Here is an 18,267-nt window from a genome sequence, read left to right as displayed (position 1 = left end):
TTTTTTGTTATATTTGTATTATTACCTTAAAAACTAAGAATATGGTACAACACGCTAGACTCATTTTCTACAGCCTTCTTCTTCTGGTAATCCCGTGCGAGGGCACGTTGGCACAGAAGATTTCCGTCGCGCCCATAGATTCATTGATTACCGTAGGATATGCCACCGGAAGTTTGAAAACCCTGTCCGGCTCCGTAGAGAAAATCACGGAGACACAGATGAACAAAGACCAGATAACGAACCCTTTGGAAGCAATCCGTGGACGTGTGCCGGGTTTGACCATCCAGCGGGGCTCCAACGGACCGGCGGCTCTGGATGCGGTGCGCCTGCGGGGAACTACCTCACTGACCAGCGGCAACGACCCTTTGATTATCGTCGACGGAGTATTTGGCGACTTGAGTATGCTTACCTCCATTTACCCTACGGATATTGAGAGTTTTACCATCCTGAAAGACGCTTCCGAAACCGCACAGTACGGCTCGCGAGGTGCATCCGGTGTGATAGAAGTCACCACCAAAAAAGGGATGAGTGGCAGGACACAGGTGGCTTACAACGGTAGCTTCGGGATTTCCACCGTCTACAAGAATTTGAAAATGCTGTCCGGTGATGAATTCCGCCGCGTAGCATCGGAACGAGGCATTTCCATTCTGGACAAAGGGAACAATACCGATTTCCAGAAAGAGATTGAGCAGACAGGACTGCAACAGAATCATCATATCGCCTTTTATGGCGGTTCCAGTGAGTCCAGTTATCGTGTTTCCCTCGGTTTTATGGATCGTCAGGGAGTGATTCTGAATGAAGACATGAAGAATTTCACTTCAAATATGAACATGAATCAGAAAATGTTCGACGGCTTCCTGAACTGCGAACTGGGAATGTTCGGCTCCATTCAGAAGAATCATAACCTGGTAGATTATCAGAAAACGTTCTATTCGGCAGCTACGTTCAATCCTACCTATCCCAATCATAAAGACCCTGTCACCAATTCGTGGGACGGAATAACGACCGCCAGCCAAATCACCAATCCATTGGCATGGATGGAAGTGCAGGACGATGATGCCACTTCGCACATCAGTACGCACGCCCGTCTCACTTTCAATCTGATGGAAGGACTGAAACTAAGCCTGTTCGGAGCTTATACTTACAATATCGTAGAAAATTCGCAATACCTCCCCACTTCCGTCTGGGCGAACGGTCAGGCATACAAAGGAACCAAAAAGCGCGAATCCTTATTGGGAAACATGATGCTGACCTATAAGAAAAACTGGAAAAAGCATTTCTTTGACGTACTGGCACTTGCCGAACTTCAGAAAGAGACTTACACAGGCTATTATACCACAGTCAGCAATTTCAGCACCGATAAGTTCGGGTATAATAACCTTCAGGCAGGAGCGCTCCGTTTGTGGGAAGGCACTAATTCCTACTACGAGCAACCGCGCCTGGCATCTTTCATGGGACGCTTCAATTATACATACGCCGACCGCTACGTACTGACGTTGAACGCCCGTACAGATGCTTCCTCCAAATTCGGAGCCAACCATAAATGGGGCTTTTTCCCCTCTGCATCCGCGGCATGGGTGATTAGTGAAGAAGAATTTATGAAGCAATTCCCCGTGATAGACAATCTGAAATTCCGTATCGGTTACGGTCTGGCAGGTAACCAAAGCGGGATTGACTCATACACAACACTGAATCTTGTCAAGCCGAACGGTGTCGTCCCCGTCGGAAACTCCGCCATTGTATCTTTGGGAGATCTCCGGAATACGAATCCCGATCTGAAATGGGAAGTGAAACATACCTTTAATACCGGTTTCGACATCGCTTTATTCGGCAACCGCCTGTTGCTTTCCGCCAACTATTACAACTCCCGCACCACGGATATGCTTTACCTTTACAACGTAAGCGTGCCCCCTTTCACCTATAACACCTTGCTTGCCAATATCGGCTCCATGCGCAACTGGGGTACGGAAATCGCCATCGGTATCACCCCTTTGAAAACGAAGGACATGGAACTGAATATCAATGCCAACATCACCTTTCAGCGCAACAAACTGCTTTCATTGAGCGGTATGTATAACGGCGAAATGCTTTCCGCTTCCGAATATAAAAGTCTTGCCAGCCTTGATGGAGCCGGCTTCCACGGCGGCTACAACCACATCGTTTATCAGATGGTGGGGCAACCGTTGGGCGTGTTCTATCTCCCTCACAGCACCGGACTGGAGTCCGACGGAAACGGTGGATATACCTATGGCATTGCCGACCTGAATGGCGGAGGCGTCAGTCTGGAAGATGGTGAAGACCGCTACGTGGCAGGACAAGCCGTACCCAAAACGATTCTGGGATCTAACATCAGTTTCCGTTACAAGCGTTTCGACCTGTCTTTGCAGATCAACGGAGCTTTCGGACATAAAATCTACAACGGAACTTCCCTGACCTATATGAACATGAATATCTTCCCCGACTACAATGTAATGAAGAAAGCTCCGCAACAGAACATCAAGGATCAGACTGCCACCGACTATTGGCTGGAAAAGGGAGATTACGTCAACTTCGACTATGTGACGCTGGGCTGGAACGTGCCGATTGAGAAGGTGCAGAAACTAAAGAAATACGTCCGTTCCCTGCGCTTAGCATTTACTGTCAACAATCTGGCAACCATCTCCGGTTATTCGGGACTTTCGCCCATGATTAACAGTTCCACGGTGAACTCAACGTTGGGCGTGGACGATAAACGGGGGTATCCGTTGGCACGGACGTACACCTTAGGATTGAGTATTAACTTTTAATGGAGGAGGAGAGGATGAAACGATATATGAAAAATAGAAATCAGTTTTTGCAGAAGGTTGAACTGTTTATACAAAGTCGTCAACAGTTGTCGCAAAAGTCAGAATCTCTTTTGCAGAGTAAAACAGAATTAGTACAAAATACAGAGCCGATTTTAAGGAGAGTAGAACGACTCTCAAAGCAAATAATCTACCCTTCAAGAATATTATTATTTTTTCTGGTGACGAGTCTAACCTTATTTTCCTGTGATAAGTTCTTACAGGAAAATCCGAAAGACAAACTACCGGAAGAGGATGTCTACAATACGATCTCGGAAGTATATCTCAATGCGGTAGCTTCACTTTATACTTACATAGGCGGTTATAGCGACAGTCAGGGATTGCAGGGAACGGGTAGGGGAGTCTACGACCTGAACACTTTCACTTCCGACGAAGCCATTATCCCCACCCGTGGAGGCGACTGGTACGATGGCGGCTTTTGGCAAGGACTTTACCTGCACGATTGGGGAGTAGAGAATGACGCTATCCAAGCTACATGGGAATATCTTTACAAAGTCGTCATGCTAAGCAACAAATCGCTCGAACGGATAGACAAGTTTGCCGAAACCCATTCCGATGCTGTACTTCCGGCATACCGGGCGGAAGTGCAGGCCATGCGAGCCATGTATTATTATTATCTGATGGATTTGTTCGGACGCATCCCGTTGGTTCAATCCTCTTCAGTGGCAATGAAAGAGGTTGTCCAGAGTGAACGGAAAACGGTTTTTGAGTTTGTATTCAAGGAATTGCAGGAAGCGGCTCCTCTGTTGAGCGATGCGCACAGTAACCAGTCCGGTCCTTATTATGGCCGTATCACCCGTCCGGTAGTCACTTTCCTATTGGCTAAACTGGCTCTGAATTCCGAAGTCTATACGGATAATGATTGGACAGACGGACAACGTCCGGACGGAAAAAACATAAAGTTTACAGTGAACGGCAACGAACTCAATGCGTGGGAAACAGTCATCTACTACTGTGACCAGCTAAAGGCGATGGGCTACAATGAATTGGAACCAAAATACGAAACCAATTTCTCCATTTTTAATGAATCATCGATAGAGAATATTTTTACCATTCCGATGAATAAAACCTTGTACACCAATCAAATGCAATATCTATTCCGCTCCCGCCACTACAACCATGCCAAGGCGTACGGCCTAAGCGGTGAGAACGGCCCCAGTGCAACTATTGAAGCCCTCCAAACCTTCGGTTATGAAACAGCCGAACAAGATCCCCGCTTTGATATTTGCTATTTTGCGGGAGTAGTGCGCGACCTGAAAGGAAACATCATCAAGCTGGATGATGGCACCGTATTGGAGTATCTGCCCTGGAAAGTAGCTCTGGATATTACAGATACCCCGTATGAACAAACAGCAGGAGCCCGTATGAAGAAGTACGAAGTTGACCCGACTGCCACAAAAGACGGTAAGTTGATGGAGAATGATATTGTATTGTTCCGCTACGCGGATGCTCTGTTGATGAAGAGTGAAGCGAAAGTGCGCAATGGAGCCAGTGGAGATGAAGAACTGAATGAAGTCCGTAGCCGCGTCAATGCCTCCTCCCGCACTGCCACTTTAGAGAATATCCTTGCCGAACGCCAACTGGAACTGGCTTGGGAAGGTTGGAGACGTCAAGACTTGGTTCGCTTCGGGAAGTTTACAAGAGCTTACAGTAGCCGTCCGCAATTGCCGGATGAGGGAAACGGATATACTACCGTGTTCCCTATACCGGAGAAAATACGGGTGATGAATACAAAGTTGAAGCAGAATCCGGGTTATTAACAGCAGTTATTATTCAATCAACTCAAAACTATATTTTTCAAATTCATTCCCGTTGATAATCATAGCAATTTGATGAAGTCCGAGATGGAGCTTCCTCGTTGTAACCACCCGGAAAGAATGTTTTCGGGTGATTCGCGTGGTTGAGTTCCTGACATATTCTTTCTCGCTGATTTTATGCACTTTCTTCGTCAACGTTCCATTTGCTTTTTGGTAATAGATTCCATATTCGAGTCGTATCTTGGTTGTTTGATCGTTCTTGTTCAACAGTTTAAAACTAACCTCCAACGAATCCCCGACTTTCACTTCCGGGCTTGAAATTTGGAAATCCTCCACACAGATATTGCTGATAGTAGAGTTGAAGCCAAACAACTCCATCACCTCCGGATTGCCTTGTTTTAAGAGCGTCCGGCAGCCGTGTTTAATAATCCAATCCACCTCTTTCGATTCTCCCTTCCATTTCTTCACTAAATCAATGACGATTTCGGGATTATCTTTCGCGATATCATTCAAATTATTGGCAACGCTCAACCGCACAAATCTTGCCGGATCATTTTTTAGATTTTCCAGAATAGGAATGATAGGCGCAGGATTCTCTTTCAGGTTCGGCAACGCCATCGCCCAGGGAAGACGCGGACGACAACCTTCTGACGCAAGCCGCCTGACTCCCCAATGTTCGTGTTTCGACCAAACCAACATCTGTTTCATCATCTGATCCGGATATTTGATAATAAAAGAATGAGCCACAAACTCGCAACTTGTGAACTGCGTGATTTTCTCTATCGCCTTGACAGAAGTTTCGTAATCGTCCAGCCCATATTGTTCGACATAATTATCCAGAATTCCCCCATACTCCAAAGTCAAACCAAACTTCGTGTCGTCTATCACCGAGAAATCAGGCCGTGTCTTTTTTATATGATCCAACAATTCAAGTATCTTAGCGATCGCCTCTTTGTAATCTGCCGGTAAAAACTTTCTTAGCACCGTTGTGATGTGCATGCAGCGTTGTTTAAGTTCCCTGCCTTCCCATTCATCGTCCATCACTTGAGATACAAACTCGCAAGCATCAAAATCGTCGATAACAAGTTTCAAATCTTTCGTAAACAGATCGAAAAATTGCTCGTTAAACATGTTTTTAAAAGGTTCTGCCATTCTTTAAATATATAGTTTAGTTAAACAGTTATTGTTTTTTTATGGAACGACTAAATAATGTTTCTTTGATAAATTCGTTTTTTATAATTTGAATTTTAAAGTGTTGATAATTATTTTATGCCGATCTATTTGTTTGTTATACAAATATATGCCATTTTTTTTAGGATAGCCCTATATTGCGCCTTATTTAGGTAAACTATATGAAAAGATTGTGCGAGAGGGGGGGCTATTTAGAGAATATCATAAAAAAAGTGGGCCACAAAAAGATTGCAGCCCACTTATACCTTATATATGATAATATGATAGCAAAAAGACTAATCGAAGAAACTCTTGAATTTCTTGAAAATCTTCTCTTTTACCGACGTGTTAGGTTTGAAATTGTCTGAAGCTTCCATCTTTTCGAGCGTGTTCTTTTCCTCCTTGTTGAGAGCTTCCGGCACATAGATACTGATATTGACCAGCAAATCTCCCGTACCGTACCCGTTTACATTCGGTAACCCCTTGCCACGCAAACGAAGCACTTTACCCGGTTGAGTACCCGAATCAATCTTCACTTTCACTTTGCCGTCGATTGTCGGAATTTCCACAGCACCGCCCAGTGCAGCCGTCGGGAAACTAAGCAACAGATTATAAATCAAATCATTCTCGTCGCGAATCAAGTCCTGATGCGGTTCTTCCTCAACGAGGATCAATAAGTCGCCTGCCACACCGTTGTGCTTGCCGGCATTTCCTTTGCCGCCCATAGAGAGCTGCATCCCTTCTGCCACTCCGGCAGGGATTTTCACGGTTACCACTTCCTCGCCGTAAACGATTCCGTCGCCACCACACTTCTTACATTTATTCTTGATAATCTTTCCCTCGCCGCCACACGTAGAACAAGTGACGCGAGTCTGCATCGTGCCCAGAATGGTCTGCTGGTTACGAATCACCGAGCCGCTACCCTTACAAGTAGGACAAGTCTCCGATCCGCCGTCACCCTCGGCACCCGTGCCATGACACTGGTCGCACGGCACATATTTTTTGAGTTTAAATTTCTTTTCTACTCCGGTAGAGATTTCCTTCAATGTCAGCTTCACTTTCACACGGAGGTCACTGCCGCGATACCGGCGTTGCTGTGAACCGCCACCGCCGCCAAATCCGCTGAATCCTCCGAAGCCTCCCCCGAAACCGCCGCCGCGGCCACCGAAGATGTCGCCAAACATAGAGAAGATGTCATCCATCGACATTCCCTCGCCACCGAAACCACCGAACGGACCGCCATTGCCTGCCGCACCGCTCACTCCCGCATGACCGAACTGATCGTAACGCGAACGCTTCTCCGGATTGCTCAACACGTCGTATGCCTCGGCCGCCTCCTTAAATTTCTCTTCAGCCTCCTTGTCGCCCGGATTCTTGTCGGGGTGATACTGAATTGCTTTCTTACGGTATGCTTTCTTTATTTCTTCTACTGTGGCTGTCTTCGTCACCTCCAATATTTCGTAATAGTCTCTTTTTTCTGCCATGCCCATTTATTGATTTATGATTTTTGATTTATGATTTATGATTTACTCTGCAGTAGGATAGCGCAGCCATAAATCATAAATCATAAATCATAATTCTTTTCATTCTCCTACTACCACTTTAGCGTGGCGGAGCACTTTGTCGTTCAGTGTATATCCCGTTTGCACACAGTCCAGAATCTTACCTTTCTGTGCTTCCGACGGTGCGGGGATTACCGCGATGGCTTCATGGTAATCAGTGTCCAGTGGTTGGTCTTTTGTTTCGATGACTTTCACACCGTTTTGTGCCAGGACAGCCATAAATTTATTGTAAATCAGTTCTACTCCTTCTTTTACGGCATTGACATCTGTTGCCGTTTCCATTGTTTTGATGGCACGTTCGAAGTCGTCCACCACCGGAAGAATACTGCTAAGGCTCTTTTCGCCACCGTTCAGAATCAGTTCGGCCTTTTCCTTCATGGTGCGTTTCCGGTAGTTGTCAAATTCGGCAGACAAGCGCAGGTATTTATCCTTCTGCTCTTCAATCTCCTCTTGGGCCTTTTCCAGTTCTTTTTCCAACTCTTCTTCATGAGTCAGGGGAGTGGCGTCCTCCGCTTGTTCGTTTTGCGGTTGTTCTTCCGCATGGTTTTGAGTTTCCTCAACGTTCAGTTCTTCTTCCTTCACTTTTTTTTCTTTCGGATCCATCTTGGTATTTACTATTTTACTAGTTACTATTTACTATTTAACACACACGTTATCTTACTTGGTAGAATAACGCCAATAAACATACCGGGCTGACCGGATGTCATTGATTTTGTCTGCAAAAACTTTGCCAAGTTGGCTGTTTTGCCAAAAAACGCAGCAAAGGTAACGCTTTTATGTCAGATTGGCACATATCAGATAGCTCATAATTCATTTTAAATGTCTAACTTTGCACGCTAAAATAGTTAATACTAAAATAGTAACTAACGAAATAGTAAAATAGTAGCTAGCAAAATAGTAAAATAGTAACTAGTAAAATAGTAAATAAAGAAGATGATTACAGTTTCGAACGTTTCGGTACAGTTTGGTAAAAGAGTGTTGTTTAATGACGTAAACTTGAAGTTTACGAGTGGTAATTGTTATGGTATTATTGGTGCTAACGGTGCGGGAAAATCTACCTTCCTTCGTACGATTTACGGAGATTTGGACCCGACAACGGGTACCATTGCGCTCGGACCGGGCGAACGCCTTTCGGTGTTGAGCCAGGACCACTTTAAGTGGGACTCTTATACCGTTATGGATACTGTGATGATGGGGCATACTGTGTTGTGGGACATCATGAAGCAACGCGAAGAATTGTATGCGAAAGAAGATTTCACAGATGAAGACGGACTGAAAGTATCCGAGTTGGAAGAGAAATTTGCCGAGTTGGACGGATGGAATGCGGAAAGCGACGCAGCCATGCTGTTGAGCGGACTGGGCGTGAAAGAAGATAAGCATTATGTATTGATGGGTGAGTTGAGCGGTAAGGAAAAAGTGCGTGTCATGCTGGCGCAGGCATTGTACGGAAATCCGGACAACCTCTTGCTCGATGAGCCTACCAATGACTTGGATATGGAGACAGTGACTTGGTTGGAAGAGTATCTCTCCAACTTCGAGCATACCGTATTGGTAGTGAGCCACGACCGTCACTTCCTCGATTCTGTATGTACGCACACCGTAGACATCGACTACGGAAAAATCAATATGTTTGCCGGTAACTATAGTTTCTGGTACGAATCCAGCCAGTTGGCTCTCCGTCAGCAGCAGAACCAGAAGGCGAAGGCTGAAGAGAAGAAGAAAGAGTTGGAAGAATTTATCCGCCGTTTCAGCGCCAACGTAGCGAAGAGCAAGCAGACCACGAGCCGTAAGAAGATGTTGGAGAAACTGAACGTAGAAGAAATCAAACCTTCTTCACGTAAGTATCCGGGCATTATCTTCACTCCCGAACGCGAGCCGGGCAACCAGATTCTGGAAGTTTCCGGATTGAGCAAGAAGACGGAAGAAGGCGTAGTGCTTTTCAACGACGTCAATTTCAACGTAGAGAAAGGTGACAAAGTGGTATTCCTGTCGCGCAACCCGCGTGCGATGACTGCGTTCTTCGAAATCATCAACGGAAACATGAAGCCGGATGCCGGTACCTTCAACTGGGGGGTAACCATTACCACTGCTTACCTGCCGCTGGATAATACCGATTTCTTCAATACCGACCTCAACCTGGTGGACTGGTTGAGCCAGTTTGGTGAAGGAAACGAAGTGTATATGAAAGGTTTCCTCGGCCGTATGCTTTTCTCCGGCGAAGAGGTGTTGAAGAAAGTAAGCGTACTCTCCGGAGGTGAGAAGATGCGTTGTATGATTGCCCGTATGCAGCTCCGCAATGCGAACTGTCTGATTCTGGACACTCCGACCAACCACTTGGATTTGGAATCTATCCAGGCATTCAACAACAACCTGAAGACGTACAGGGGAAACATCCTTTTCTCTTCTCATGACCACGAGTTTATCCAGACGGTTGCCAACCGTATCATCGAACTGACACCGAACGGTATCATCGACAAGATGATGGAGTATGACGAATATATCACGTCCGATCACATCAAGGAATTGAGAGCGAAGATGTACGGGGACAAGTAATTTCCCGTCTTGGACGTCGTAGCCATCGTATAAAACTTAGGCGCGAATTACACGGATAACACGTTTCTGATTTTAAAGAAATCGTGCGATTCGTGTAATCCGCGCCTGATTTTTATAGATAGGATTCCATTCACCTGTTCTGATGAGATTATTTATTTAGCCCAATATCAGATGTGGAGGTGAGTGCATACCTAAATCGGTGTTTGTGATGTGACAAGTACTTTATGATACCTCTTCCATCAGCACCAATTCCCAACTGCGCCATACGATCGTTGCCAGTTTCAATCCCCCTTTCTCACGAGCTTCTGCCACACATTCATCCTTGCTATAGCGAATCAACTGTTCCCGTGCATCATCGGCAAGTGCGCGTATCTCTTTCTCCGACGCTCCTGCTTTCGCATACTTCACCTCCAATAGATACGTGTACGGTGGAGATACAGGTGCCGCCGGACTGGGCTTAAAGAAGAAATCGGCAAAACCCTTATTCATCTCATATTCCGGATATAGTTGATAATAGCGGAACATACTTAGATAGGCGAGGAGGAATCCTTTGATATGAGCTTCCCCTTCTATGTACTCCCTTATCCGGCTCTGCTCCCGAATGGCCTCTGCTAGAAATTCGAACAACGGTTTCCAGTCTCCTTTGAAGGACATATTCTCAAACAGAGTGCGCAGACGGTTCACGTCGAGCTTGAAGATGTCATGACGGGCATATCCCTGAATCAGGAAATTGAATAGCTGTTCGCGAACCACCAGATTGGGAATGTGCAGGATGGGGCGTCCCATCATATCCACCCCTTTGATAGAAAGCAGTCCGAAATAGAACAGCAGAGATTTGAAGTTGCCCACGTCCGTCATTTCCAGTGCGGAGAAATGGGTGACTATTTCAGTCACTATCTCGCCTTGCTCCGCAATCTCCTTGATGACGGAGAAGTTTTCGCCCAGTCCATGGTCGAGACGGACAAGGTAGGCAAGCTTGTTAAAGTCCGTACGGATATTGGGATCTACAATCTCTTTAGGTTTCACTCCGTGCAATATCAATGACTTCATGCAGTAGAGCACCATGTCCGAGTTGAACATACAATCTGCTAATTTATTCTCGCTGAAGCAATAATTGTCATAGTTAGGCTTCATCATTGTCACCGCATCGTCTACCGACATCGGGAGAGCGCCTTGTTCCTTATAATACGTCAGCATCTCGCGCAATTCCTTCTCGCTGAAACCTACAAGGTCGTTAAACCACGGGTCGGTGGTGATATTCGTTCCGATGTTGAATCCGCTTGTCACGTCGTCCATCGTCACCGGGCTTACTCCCGTGATGAACAAACGGTTGACGGCAGAACCCATTCCCGTCGTGGCGGCTTTGATTACATTGAAAAACCTGCGGATATATCCTTCGCCATGCGTCGCTTTTCGATATAAGTCCGTGCCGTAAGTAGAAAGAATGGTATTCGTGAAATTATCGTATTCATCAATCAGGAGATAGATTTTGATGTCTCCCTTGAGGGTGGCATACGAATTGATGGCGGATAGCAGTGCTCCCGGCTCTTCGAGCGTTTCTTCGTTCAGCACGTTCCAGATCTCCTTTCCCAAAATATGTTCGTACTTTTGCAGAAAATGTCTTAGTTTCCCGCAACAATGCAACCGGAAAGATTCCTCCACCTCATTGATATTCGAGCTCACCTCCGAGAAATTGAATCTCATGATGAGAAACTGGTTATGTATCGGCGTAGGATGCTGCCCGATATACAGATTGCCGAACAATTCGTCGAACTGGTCGGCATACCGAACGTCATAATAAGCCTCCAGCATCGCCAGCGTCAGACTTTTCCCGAAGCGCCGGGGACGGATCAGGAACAGATAAGACGGTTGCATTTCTATCTTTTCGATAAACATCGTCTTATCCACATAATAATAGTTTTCTTTTTGGATGCGACCGAAATCCGTCAATCCGTATGGTATTTGCTTCATCATATTGCGATTCCTTTCTTTATTCATCATTCATATCGAGCAAATATACGGAAAAACGGATGAAAGTGACACGTTTAATGCCACTAATTTATCCGTTTATCTGTTATTTCGTGCAAAAACGACTATTTGGAGGAAAAAGCTATTTTGTGGAAAAACGACTATCCGTGTGAAAACTGCCATTTCGCGGGAAAACTACAACTCCAACCCCGTCTGCACCGGGAGCTGCGGGCGTATTGAATTTTCTTTGCGCTCTTCGGCCGAATACTCCACCACCCAATATTCCGTGATATTGTTGGAGGTCTTCCGTGAGTGGAAATGGTTGTTTTCCAATACCGTGACCAGCATTTGTTTCATCTGTGCGTTGGCTTGTGTGCGCCCGTTCATGCTCAATACCGACAGCAGGTAGGAGGCAGGATACCATTGCGCCTGAATATCGTTCGGTCTGGCTGCCCGGAAATAGAAGAAAAGATTCTCCTCTACCGGATCTTTTTGGCGGAACGCCTCATTGCGGTTGTTGAGAAACGTAATCTCTTGGTTCTCATACCAATATTGAAACCCCTGCCGGTAGAGTGCGTATGCTTGTGCATATATCCCCTGATGGTTGACAGGCGTGTGATAATCTATTTCCAGCAACGTATTGAACAGGATGCGCCTGTTCTCGCCGATGTCCGGCAGACAGTGCGGATTGTTGGTGCTGGCGATGAATGATGCGCGGCGGATGAACGTATAATTTTGGATGTCGTAAACCTTCCGTTCGTTCATTACATCTTGCGTGATGAGACTTTTCAACTCCTGCATGCGTGCGGGAGAGAGCGTATCAAACTCATCCAGATTGATGAGCAGGCAGGACGACATTTGCAGGAGATGGTCTTTGTTGTCGGGACTAATCATGCCGTTGCGATAATAATCCTTCAGCTCCGGTGGGAGGAGATGGCGGACAAAAGTACTCTTGCCTTTTCCCTGTGCGCCGTGGAGCAGCATCAACTGGTGGTTTTGCGCTTCGTCGTCGATGGCACATGCCACCATTCCCACCAGCCAGCGGCGGAAGCTGTCTTCAAAAAAAGCCTGGTCTGCCGCTTTCACTGTTTTTGTCAGTTGGCCGATGTGGTCTGTTTTCCCGTCCCATGTCTGGAGTGAGGTGAAATAATGGACAAACGGGTTGAACGGCTTTGCATAGTCCGAGTCCACCAGTGCTTTCAAATTAGCTTGCGAACTGTATATCTTCTTCATCTGTGCGTTGATATAGAATGTGTTGACATCCTTTGTGCGCAGTGTGCTGAAAGGCGGCTGCTCTGTTTTAGGGAGATCAGGTATTATTTTCCGGAACTCGATTTGCTCTTTCACCACGTTTCTCCTGATTTCGTAGTGTTCGTCCATAAATTTGATGACCTGGCATATTCTCGGTTGTTGGCTTTCTTCTTCTGCCTGGTCGGTCTTTGAGGTGTATTGGTAGGCATTGTGCAGGGGGAGAGTGAGGTCGAAGTCGGGTAGGTCGCCGAAATGACTGTGTGCCAGACTGACGGATTCCTCTTCCGTGATATGGCGGTGGTAACACTGATTGCCGAGACAATAGAAGAAATTGTCCCGGTTGCCTATCTCGAGACGTTCTTTGCGTTTGGTGTACTCCAGTGCCTTGCGGAAGTCGAGTTGCACTTGCAGGTCGATGGGCGACGCATTCTCCTGCACGGGGAGGAGCGGGGATCGTTTTCCCGGATTCTTGCGCTTCTTGTTTTTACATTCTTCTTCAGTGGGCAGTGTCACTTTTACGGTCAGCGGCTTCACGTTTTCCAGTCGTTCGGTAGAGAGGAAAGCGTCCGGATCGTGCGACACGAAGAATCCGCGTCCCGGGTCGCTTCCGCTGGTGTCTACTTTGGTATTGAGCAGCTTTTCATATTGGCTGCTTGCCAGAGCGTACATGCGGTGGTGGTAGCGTTCGAGGGTGAGGAAGTCTACGGTTCCCAATGCGTTCAGTTCGGCGCGTAAGGCTTCCGCCTCATTGCCGGTAAGATAGACGAAGATCTTCAGCCCGTGCATCCGGGGGCTGACGAAGCTGCCTAGCGTGTCGGGGCAATCGTTCACTAGTTGGCGGAATTCCGGGATCTTTTCTGCCGGCATATCGTCACAGTCGAGCGTGATGATGTCCTGATACGTGTCCAGACTGTAAGCCAGCCTTTCCTTGGCGTAAGTAGCCGTGATGGTGCAGTAGGGCAGTTGCTTCTTCATGTGGTCTGCTTTCACCGTTTCTCCTGCATCCATTGCTTCCCGGAGTCTCCGGATTCTGTCGCGATAGATATCTCCCCGGATAAATTCGAACATTTGCCGGATACTGATACTTCCTGATACGAGTGATAATCCCCTGTATGTCGTTATTGAGATATTTTCCATTTTAATTATTGATATGAATGTAAGTCGTGTCAATATTAACACACTGCAAAGGACGGCTTTTCATGTAGAATAAAAAAACTGCTTTTGGTACTCAAAAAGCAGTTTTTTAACAGTCGGCTCTTTCGTGTTAATCCTCAAGAAGCGTTCTTTTCATTCTTTGTATCTCATAATCAATCTCTTCCACGCTTAATGATTCGTCCGAATCATCCGATTTCTTGAAATCAACAGCCATAAACAACAACTCTGCAAAGTATTTGGGGCTTTTAATGTTAAAAACAGAGTCATGGTCATAACAGAGATGGACAAAGGGGAGGAGAAACTTCTTGCGGTCGCCTGGACTTACCTCTATTCTGTTGGTATACAAATTGTTGACAGTGCCAAGCATTTGCGTGATAAACTGGGATACTTGGGGAAATTCTCCCTTTTCGAGTGTTACAGCCTGTTTGTTCTGGTAAACGAAGCCTTCGGAAAAAATGTCTTTTTTCTCATGATTTTAAGTGTTATTTGATTAATGTTAAAAAATGTTGGTCTAAAAAGACGCAAAGGTACGTTTTATTTTGTTTCTATCGTTTACTTATACTTTTTATTCTCTTTATATATTTTATTTGATGGAAAAAGCGTGTAATTGAGGTGGAACCCCTCCACCTCAATTACACGCTTTTTCTATATAAAAAGAATATTCTCTCGCGCCTGCGCACGTGTACATTATTAAATAAGAAAACTAACAGCATTCAATAAGAAAACACACAGCCTGTTTGTCCTCAAGATACCATGTATTATACGGAGTCCTATCATAATGTCGACAGGGCACAGTTGCAGGGCTGGCATTATAAAACAGATATTGGACAGAATACCCCCATAACCGCTTTTGTTTTCATTATAGCTAATCTTGATTTCATTATAGCTAATTCTGATTTCATTATAGCTAATCTCGATTTCATTATAGCTAATTTTATTTTCGTTATAGCTAATCAGCACTTGCCCTAAAGAGATTCATGGCTCATCGAGATACCTCACGATGAGCCGCACCTGCCTTGCACTATAAGCGTGGTCGTTTTTTCCTTCGCCGCCGCTATACATTGCGTCATATAATTCCTTGTTATTTCTGATCCACTCCCTCATTTTTCGCATGGCATACACCAACGGTACATACGGATTATATAAATGTGCCAGCTCCGATTTCAAATACGGACGTATGACAAACGGCTCCTCTGCTATCTCTTCTTTTTCTGCTTTCATATCTTCGGAAAATTAATTTTATCGTATTCCAAATATACGGAAAATCTCCCGCTTGTCCAAGTATATAAGTAAAATAAAATCACTCTGAATAAAAGTAAATACATTCTGAATGAAAGTAAGACAAACTAGGTCAAAGTAAGACAAAGTACGTCATTTCATCCCCTTATAATACACTACCTTTGAGGTATCGAAAGAAAAAGAAACAGAGCTCGTTCCTCTCTTCCGATATTGATTGCGACAACCGCAATCTGTAATATTTATTTTTCAATTATTAATTCTCAATTTTTAATTTATCATGGCAATACCATTTAAAAGAATGGGTCGTAAAGACCCGAGAAAGGTTGATGGGGTGGTGAAGTATCATCCGCAACTTGTGACGCAGGGACAGAGTGTAGACCTGGATAAACTTGCTTACACGATGAAAGAGAAAAGTTCCCTGTCGTTGGGTGACATTCAGAGTGTGCTGACTAATCTCGTAGAAGCGATGCGTACGGCGCTGTTCGACGGTAAATCCGTCAATATCCATGATTTTGGTGTATTCAGCCTTTCCGCTACCACGCGGGGAGTGGACACGAAAGATGAGTGTACGATGAAGAACATCAAGACGGTGAACATCAATTTCCGTCCTTCGAGCAGTGTCCGTCCTAATCTGACGTCTACCCGTGCCGGTGAGAAAATCGAGTTTCTGGATCTCGACGCGCCCAAGAAAAAGAAAACCGATGGTGAAGATCCCGGTGATGAAGGTGGCGGAGACTCCGGTGGAGGTAGTGGTGAAGCTCCGGATCCGGCAGCTTAATTCGTAGAGTGCAGATAATGTTTACAACTGATAAGAAAAATAGTGGCACTATGATGAGAAAGATTGATTTGATCGTGATCCACTGTTCCGCCACCCGTGCCGACCGTTCTCTCACCCTGGATGACTTGGAGATGCAACACCGTCGGCGTGGATTTAACGGAACAGGTTATCACTACTACATCCGCAAGGATGGAACAGTGCACCTCACCCGACCGATTGAACGTATCGGTGCGCACGTGAAAGGATTTAACTCGAACAGTGTCGGTATCTGCTACGAAGGCGGTTTGGATGGCCACGGTTGTCCGGCAGACACGCGGACATCGGAACAACGGGCGGCACTCAAACTGCTGGTACATCAATTACTTGAGACTTTCCCCGGTAGCCGGGTGTGCGGTCACCGGGATTTAAGTCCCGACCGCAACGGAAACGGGGAGATTGAACCGGAAGAATGGATCAAAGCGTGTCCGTGTTTTGAGGTGAAAGCGGAATTTTGAACTCCTGATGAGTAAAATCTTAGTTATCAATAGGATAACAACAATATGTGTCCAACCAGACAACGCTGATATGCGTTCAGCCGGATAACGACATCATGTAGTGAGAATCGTTTTTTTAGGAAGTAGTGCGCAGGTCATAGGAAGTAATGAATCATTTAAAGAGTTCGGAAAGGAGGTGTGTAGAGTTATGGCAAGTAAGAAATCCCTTTGGGATATGATTTTGAAAGTAGTCATCGCGGTGGCGTCAGCAGTAGCAGGCGTATTTGGAGCTAATGCGATGAGTCTGTAAGAAACAGAGGATTAGTTTATTTTAGAGAGGGTGCATAGATTTTCTATTCCACCCTCTCTATTTTTTATTACTCATAAAATAAATCGTATATTTATTTCTTATAAACCAACTTACTCGGAACTCCCTCCCCGAATAAATTATCACCCAGCGTCGTAATCTTATTTCCGGTAGCCAACACATAGCGGAGATTATCGCATCCCATAAAAGCACCGAACTCGATAGCCGTCACACTGGCCGGCAGCTCCAACGTACCGCAAAGGCGACCGCAGTTGCTAAATACACGCTGTCCGATAGATTTCAGATTATGAGGTAATTTCATATTCAACAGATACTTCTTCTGTGCGAAAGTGAAGTCGGGGATAGCCGTTGCGTTCGTTCTGGAAATATCGACAGAGACGAGATTCGGCATATAATCGCGGATCAGTTTGAAGTCGGCGTTATCCAGTTTACCTTCAACGGTCAGGAAGTTGATGTCTCTGGGTTGCAGTCCCGCTTTCAGAATCTCTTCTTCCAGTTTGCCCATGGCGCCCACTTGCAGGGTAGTTTCTACCGGTTCCCCCTCGATAAACGCAAAGTTTTGCCATCTGTCCTTGTAGCGGTAAGAGTCGCTGCTGCCCAGGGGGACGAAGATAGCAGTAACACTGTCTGCCAACGCTTCCGGCAACAGGTTGGGAGCTGTCTTCTTGCGGATCTGGCAGATTTTCAGGTTCTCGCAACCTTTGAAGGCGGCATCTTCGATATTCTTTGTTTTCTCCGAAAGAATCACTTTCTCCAGCGTGGCTTTGCCTTTGGTCACTCCGTCCACCACATTCGAGAATGCGTATGCAGGAATGAAGTTCGGCATATAAATATAGAATTTCCCGTTGGGATAAGTGCCCGCTTTTCCGCTGTACATCTTGATTTCAGCGTTCGAAATATCCAATACTTTCAGATTATCAAATTCGTCACGGAGATGGCGGAAGTCCTCCGCGTTCAGTTTTCCGGTCAGTGTGAGATGGGTGACACTGTTGGCTTCCTCTTCAGTCATCATGGAAATCAGCGTACCGGGCTTACTCACATAATACGTTTTACTCACTTGGGCGGCTGCTCCTAACGCATTAGCGGCCAATAAGAAACTTATCAATAGTAGTTTTATTTTCATAATTTTGTAGATTTGTTCTGACAAATATAGGAAAAATAGAGAATACATGATGTTTTTTTATGTTTTA

At 45.6% G+C, this 18,267-nt stretch carries 14 protein-coding genes; 6 read left to right on the top strand and 8 right to left on the bottom strand.

All coding sequences use genetic code 11. The features are described from left to right. Nucleotides 1–41: 41 nt before the first annotated feature. On the top strand, nt 42–2,786 hold the full coding sequence (locus HMPREF9009_RS18825) for a SusC/RagA family TonB-linked outer membrane protein (RefSeq protein WP_049702974.1): 2,745 nt from the start codon (nt 42–44) through the stop codon (nt 2,784–2,786). Then, nucleotides 2,786–4,603 (top strand): RagB/SusD family nutrient uptake outer membrane protein, encoded by a 1,818-nt coding sequence (locus HMPREF9009_RS18820; RefSeq protein WP_053095315.1) that lies wholly within the window; start codon nt 2,786–2,788, stop codon nt 4,601–4,603. Before HMPREF9009_RS18825 ends, HMPREF9009_RS18820 begins: the two co-directional genes overlap by 1 nt. Before the next feature lie 9 nt (nt 4,604–4,612). On the opposite strand, the gene HMPREF9009_RS18815 is transcribed toward HMPREF9009_RS18820, so the two are convergent. The 3 genes from HMPREF9009_RS18815 to HMPREF9009_RS18805 all read right to left on the bottom strand — a co-directional run bounded on the left by HMPREF9009_RS18815 (nt 4,613) and on the right by HMPREF9009_RS18805 (nt 7,935). After that, entirely contained in the window at nt 4,613–5,752 is a 1,140-nt protein-coding gene (locus HMPREF9009_RS18815) for a DNA alkylation repair protein (RefSeq protein ID WP_015531287.1), read from the bottom strand. A gap of 314 nt (nt 5,753–6,066) precedes the next feature. Then, nucleotides 6,067–7,254 carry a molecular chaperone DnaJ gene (dnaJ, locus tag HMPREF9009_RS18810; RefSeq protein WP_008022049.1) on the bottom strand — a complete coding sequence of 396 codons (1,188 nt, stop codon included), beginning with the start codon at nt 7,252–7,254 and terminating at the stop codon, nt 6,067–6,069. 99 nt (nt 7,255–7,353) lie between these two features. Further along, nucleotides 7,354–7,935 (bottom strand): nucleotide exchange factor GrpE, encoded by a 582-nt coding sequence (locus HMPREF9009_RS18805; RefSeq protein ID WP_004315797.1) that lies wholly within the window; start codon nt 7,933–7,935, stop codon nt 7,354–7,356. 330 nt (nt 7,936–8,265) lie between these two features. Here HMPREF9009_RS18805 and HMPREF9009_RS18800 point away from each other — a divergent pair, with 330 nt between their 5' ends. Next, nucleotides 8,266–9,885 (top strand): ABC-F family ATP-binding cassette domain-containing protein, encoded by a 1,620-nt coding sequence (locus HMPREF9009_RS18800; RefSeq protein ID WP_004315798.1) that lies wholly within the window; start codon nt 8,266–8,268, stop codon nt 9,883–9,885. A 222-nt stretch (nt 9,886–10,107) separates the two neighbouring features. Here HMPREF9009_RS18800 and HMPREF9009_RS18795 read toward each other — a convergent pair whose 3' ends face one another. The 4 genes from HMPREF9009_RS18795 to HMPREF9009_RS18775 form a co-directional block, all read right to left on the bottom strand. Further along, nucleotides 10,108–11,859 (bottom strand): ATP-binding protein, encoded by a 1,752-nt coding sequence (locus HMPREF9009_RS18795; protein WP_049702973.1) that lies wholly within the window; start codon nt 11,857–11,859, stop codon nt 10,108–10,110. 189 nt (nt 11,860–12,048) lie between these two features. Further along, nucleotides 12,049–14,241: a VapE domain-containing protein gene (locus tag HMPREF9009_RS18790; RefSeq protein WP_049702972.1), complete on the bottom strand. Its 2,193-nt coding sequence runs from the start codon at nt 14,239–14,241 to the stop codon at nt 12,049–12,051. A 127-nt stretch (nt 14,242–14,368) separates the two neighbouring features. After that, nucleotides 14,369–14,626 carry a hypothetical protein gene (locus tag HMPREF9009_RS26030; RefSeq protein WP_009039383.1) on the bottom strand — a complete coding sequence of 86 codons (258 nt, stop codon included), beginning with the start codon at nt 14,624–14,626 and terminating at the stop codon, nt 14,369–14,371. Between the two features lie 608 nt (nt 14,627–15,234). After that, on the bottom strand, nt 15,235–15,480 hold the full coding sequence (locus tag HMPREF9009_RS18775; protein ID WP_004297879.1) for a DUF4248 domain-containing protein: 246 nt from the start codon (nt 15,478–15,480) through the stop codon (nt 15,235–15,237). 295 nt (nt 15,481–15,775) lie between these two features. Here HMPREF9009_RS18775 and HMPREF9009_RS18770 point away from each other — a divergent pair, with 295 nt between their 5' ends. The 3 genes from HMPREF9009_RS18770 to HMPREF9009_RS25845 all read left to right on the top strand — a co-directional run bounded on the left by HMPREF9009_RS18770 (nt 15,776) and on the right by HMPREF9009_RS25845 (nt 17,059). Beyond that, nucleotides 15,776–16,276: an HU family DNA-binding protein gene (locus HMPREF9009_RS18770; protein ID WP_008644168.1), complete on the top strand. Its 501-nt coding sequence runs from the start codon at nt 15,776–15,778 to the stop codon at nt 16,274–16,276. 50 nt (nt 16,277–16,326) lie between these two features. Continuing rightward, on the top strand, nt 16,327–16,770 hold the full coding sequence (locus tag HMPREF9009_RS18765) for an N-acetylmuramoyl-L-alanine amidase (RefSeq protein ID WP_049702970.1): 444 nt from the start codon (nt 16,327–16,329) through the stop codon (nt 16,768–16,770). 187 nt (nt 16,771–16,957) lie between these two features. Continuing rightward, on the top strand, nt 16,958–17,059 hold the full coding sequence (locus HMPREF9009_RS25845; RefSeq protein WP_151433306.1) for a smalltalk protein: 102 nt from the start codon (nt 16,958–16,960) through the stop codon (nt 17,057–17,059). A 91-nt stretch (nt 17,060–17,150) separates the two neighbouring features. On the opposite strand, the gene HMPREF9009_RS18755 is transcribed toward HMPREF9009_RS25845, so the two are convergent. Continuing rightward, nucleotides 17,151–18,200 carry a leucine-rich repeat domain-containing protein gene (locus tag HMPREF9009_RS18755; RefSeq protein ID WP_008770942.1) on the bottom strand — a complete coding sequence of 350 codons (1,050 nt, stop codon included), beginning with the start codon at nt 18,198–18,200 and terminating at the stop codon, nt 17,151–17,153. Nucleotides 18,201–18,267: the final 67 nt, after the last annotated feature.

Origin of the sequence: Bacteroides sp. 3_1_13 (genome assembly GCF_001185845.1) — a bacterium.
GTDB classification, from domain to species: domain Bacteria; phylum Bacteroidota; class Bacteroidia; order Bacteroidales; family Bacteroidaceae; genus Bacteroides; species Bacteroides xylanisolvens.
Note: the sequence above shows the minus strand (reverse complement) of the source record. Positions and strands in the feature narration are given on the sequence as shown.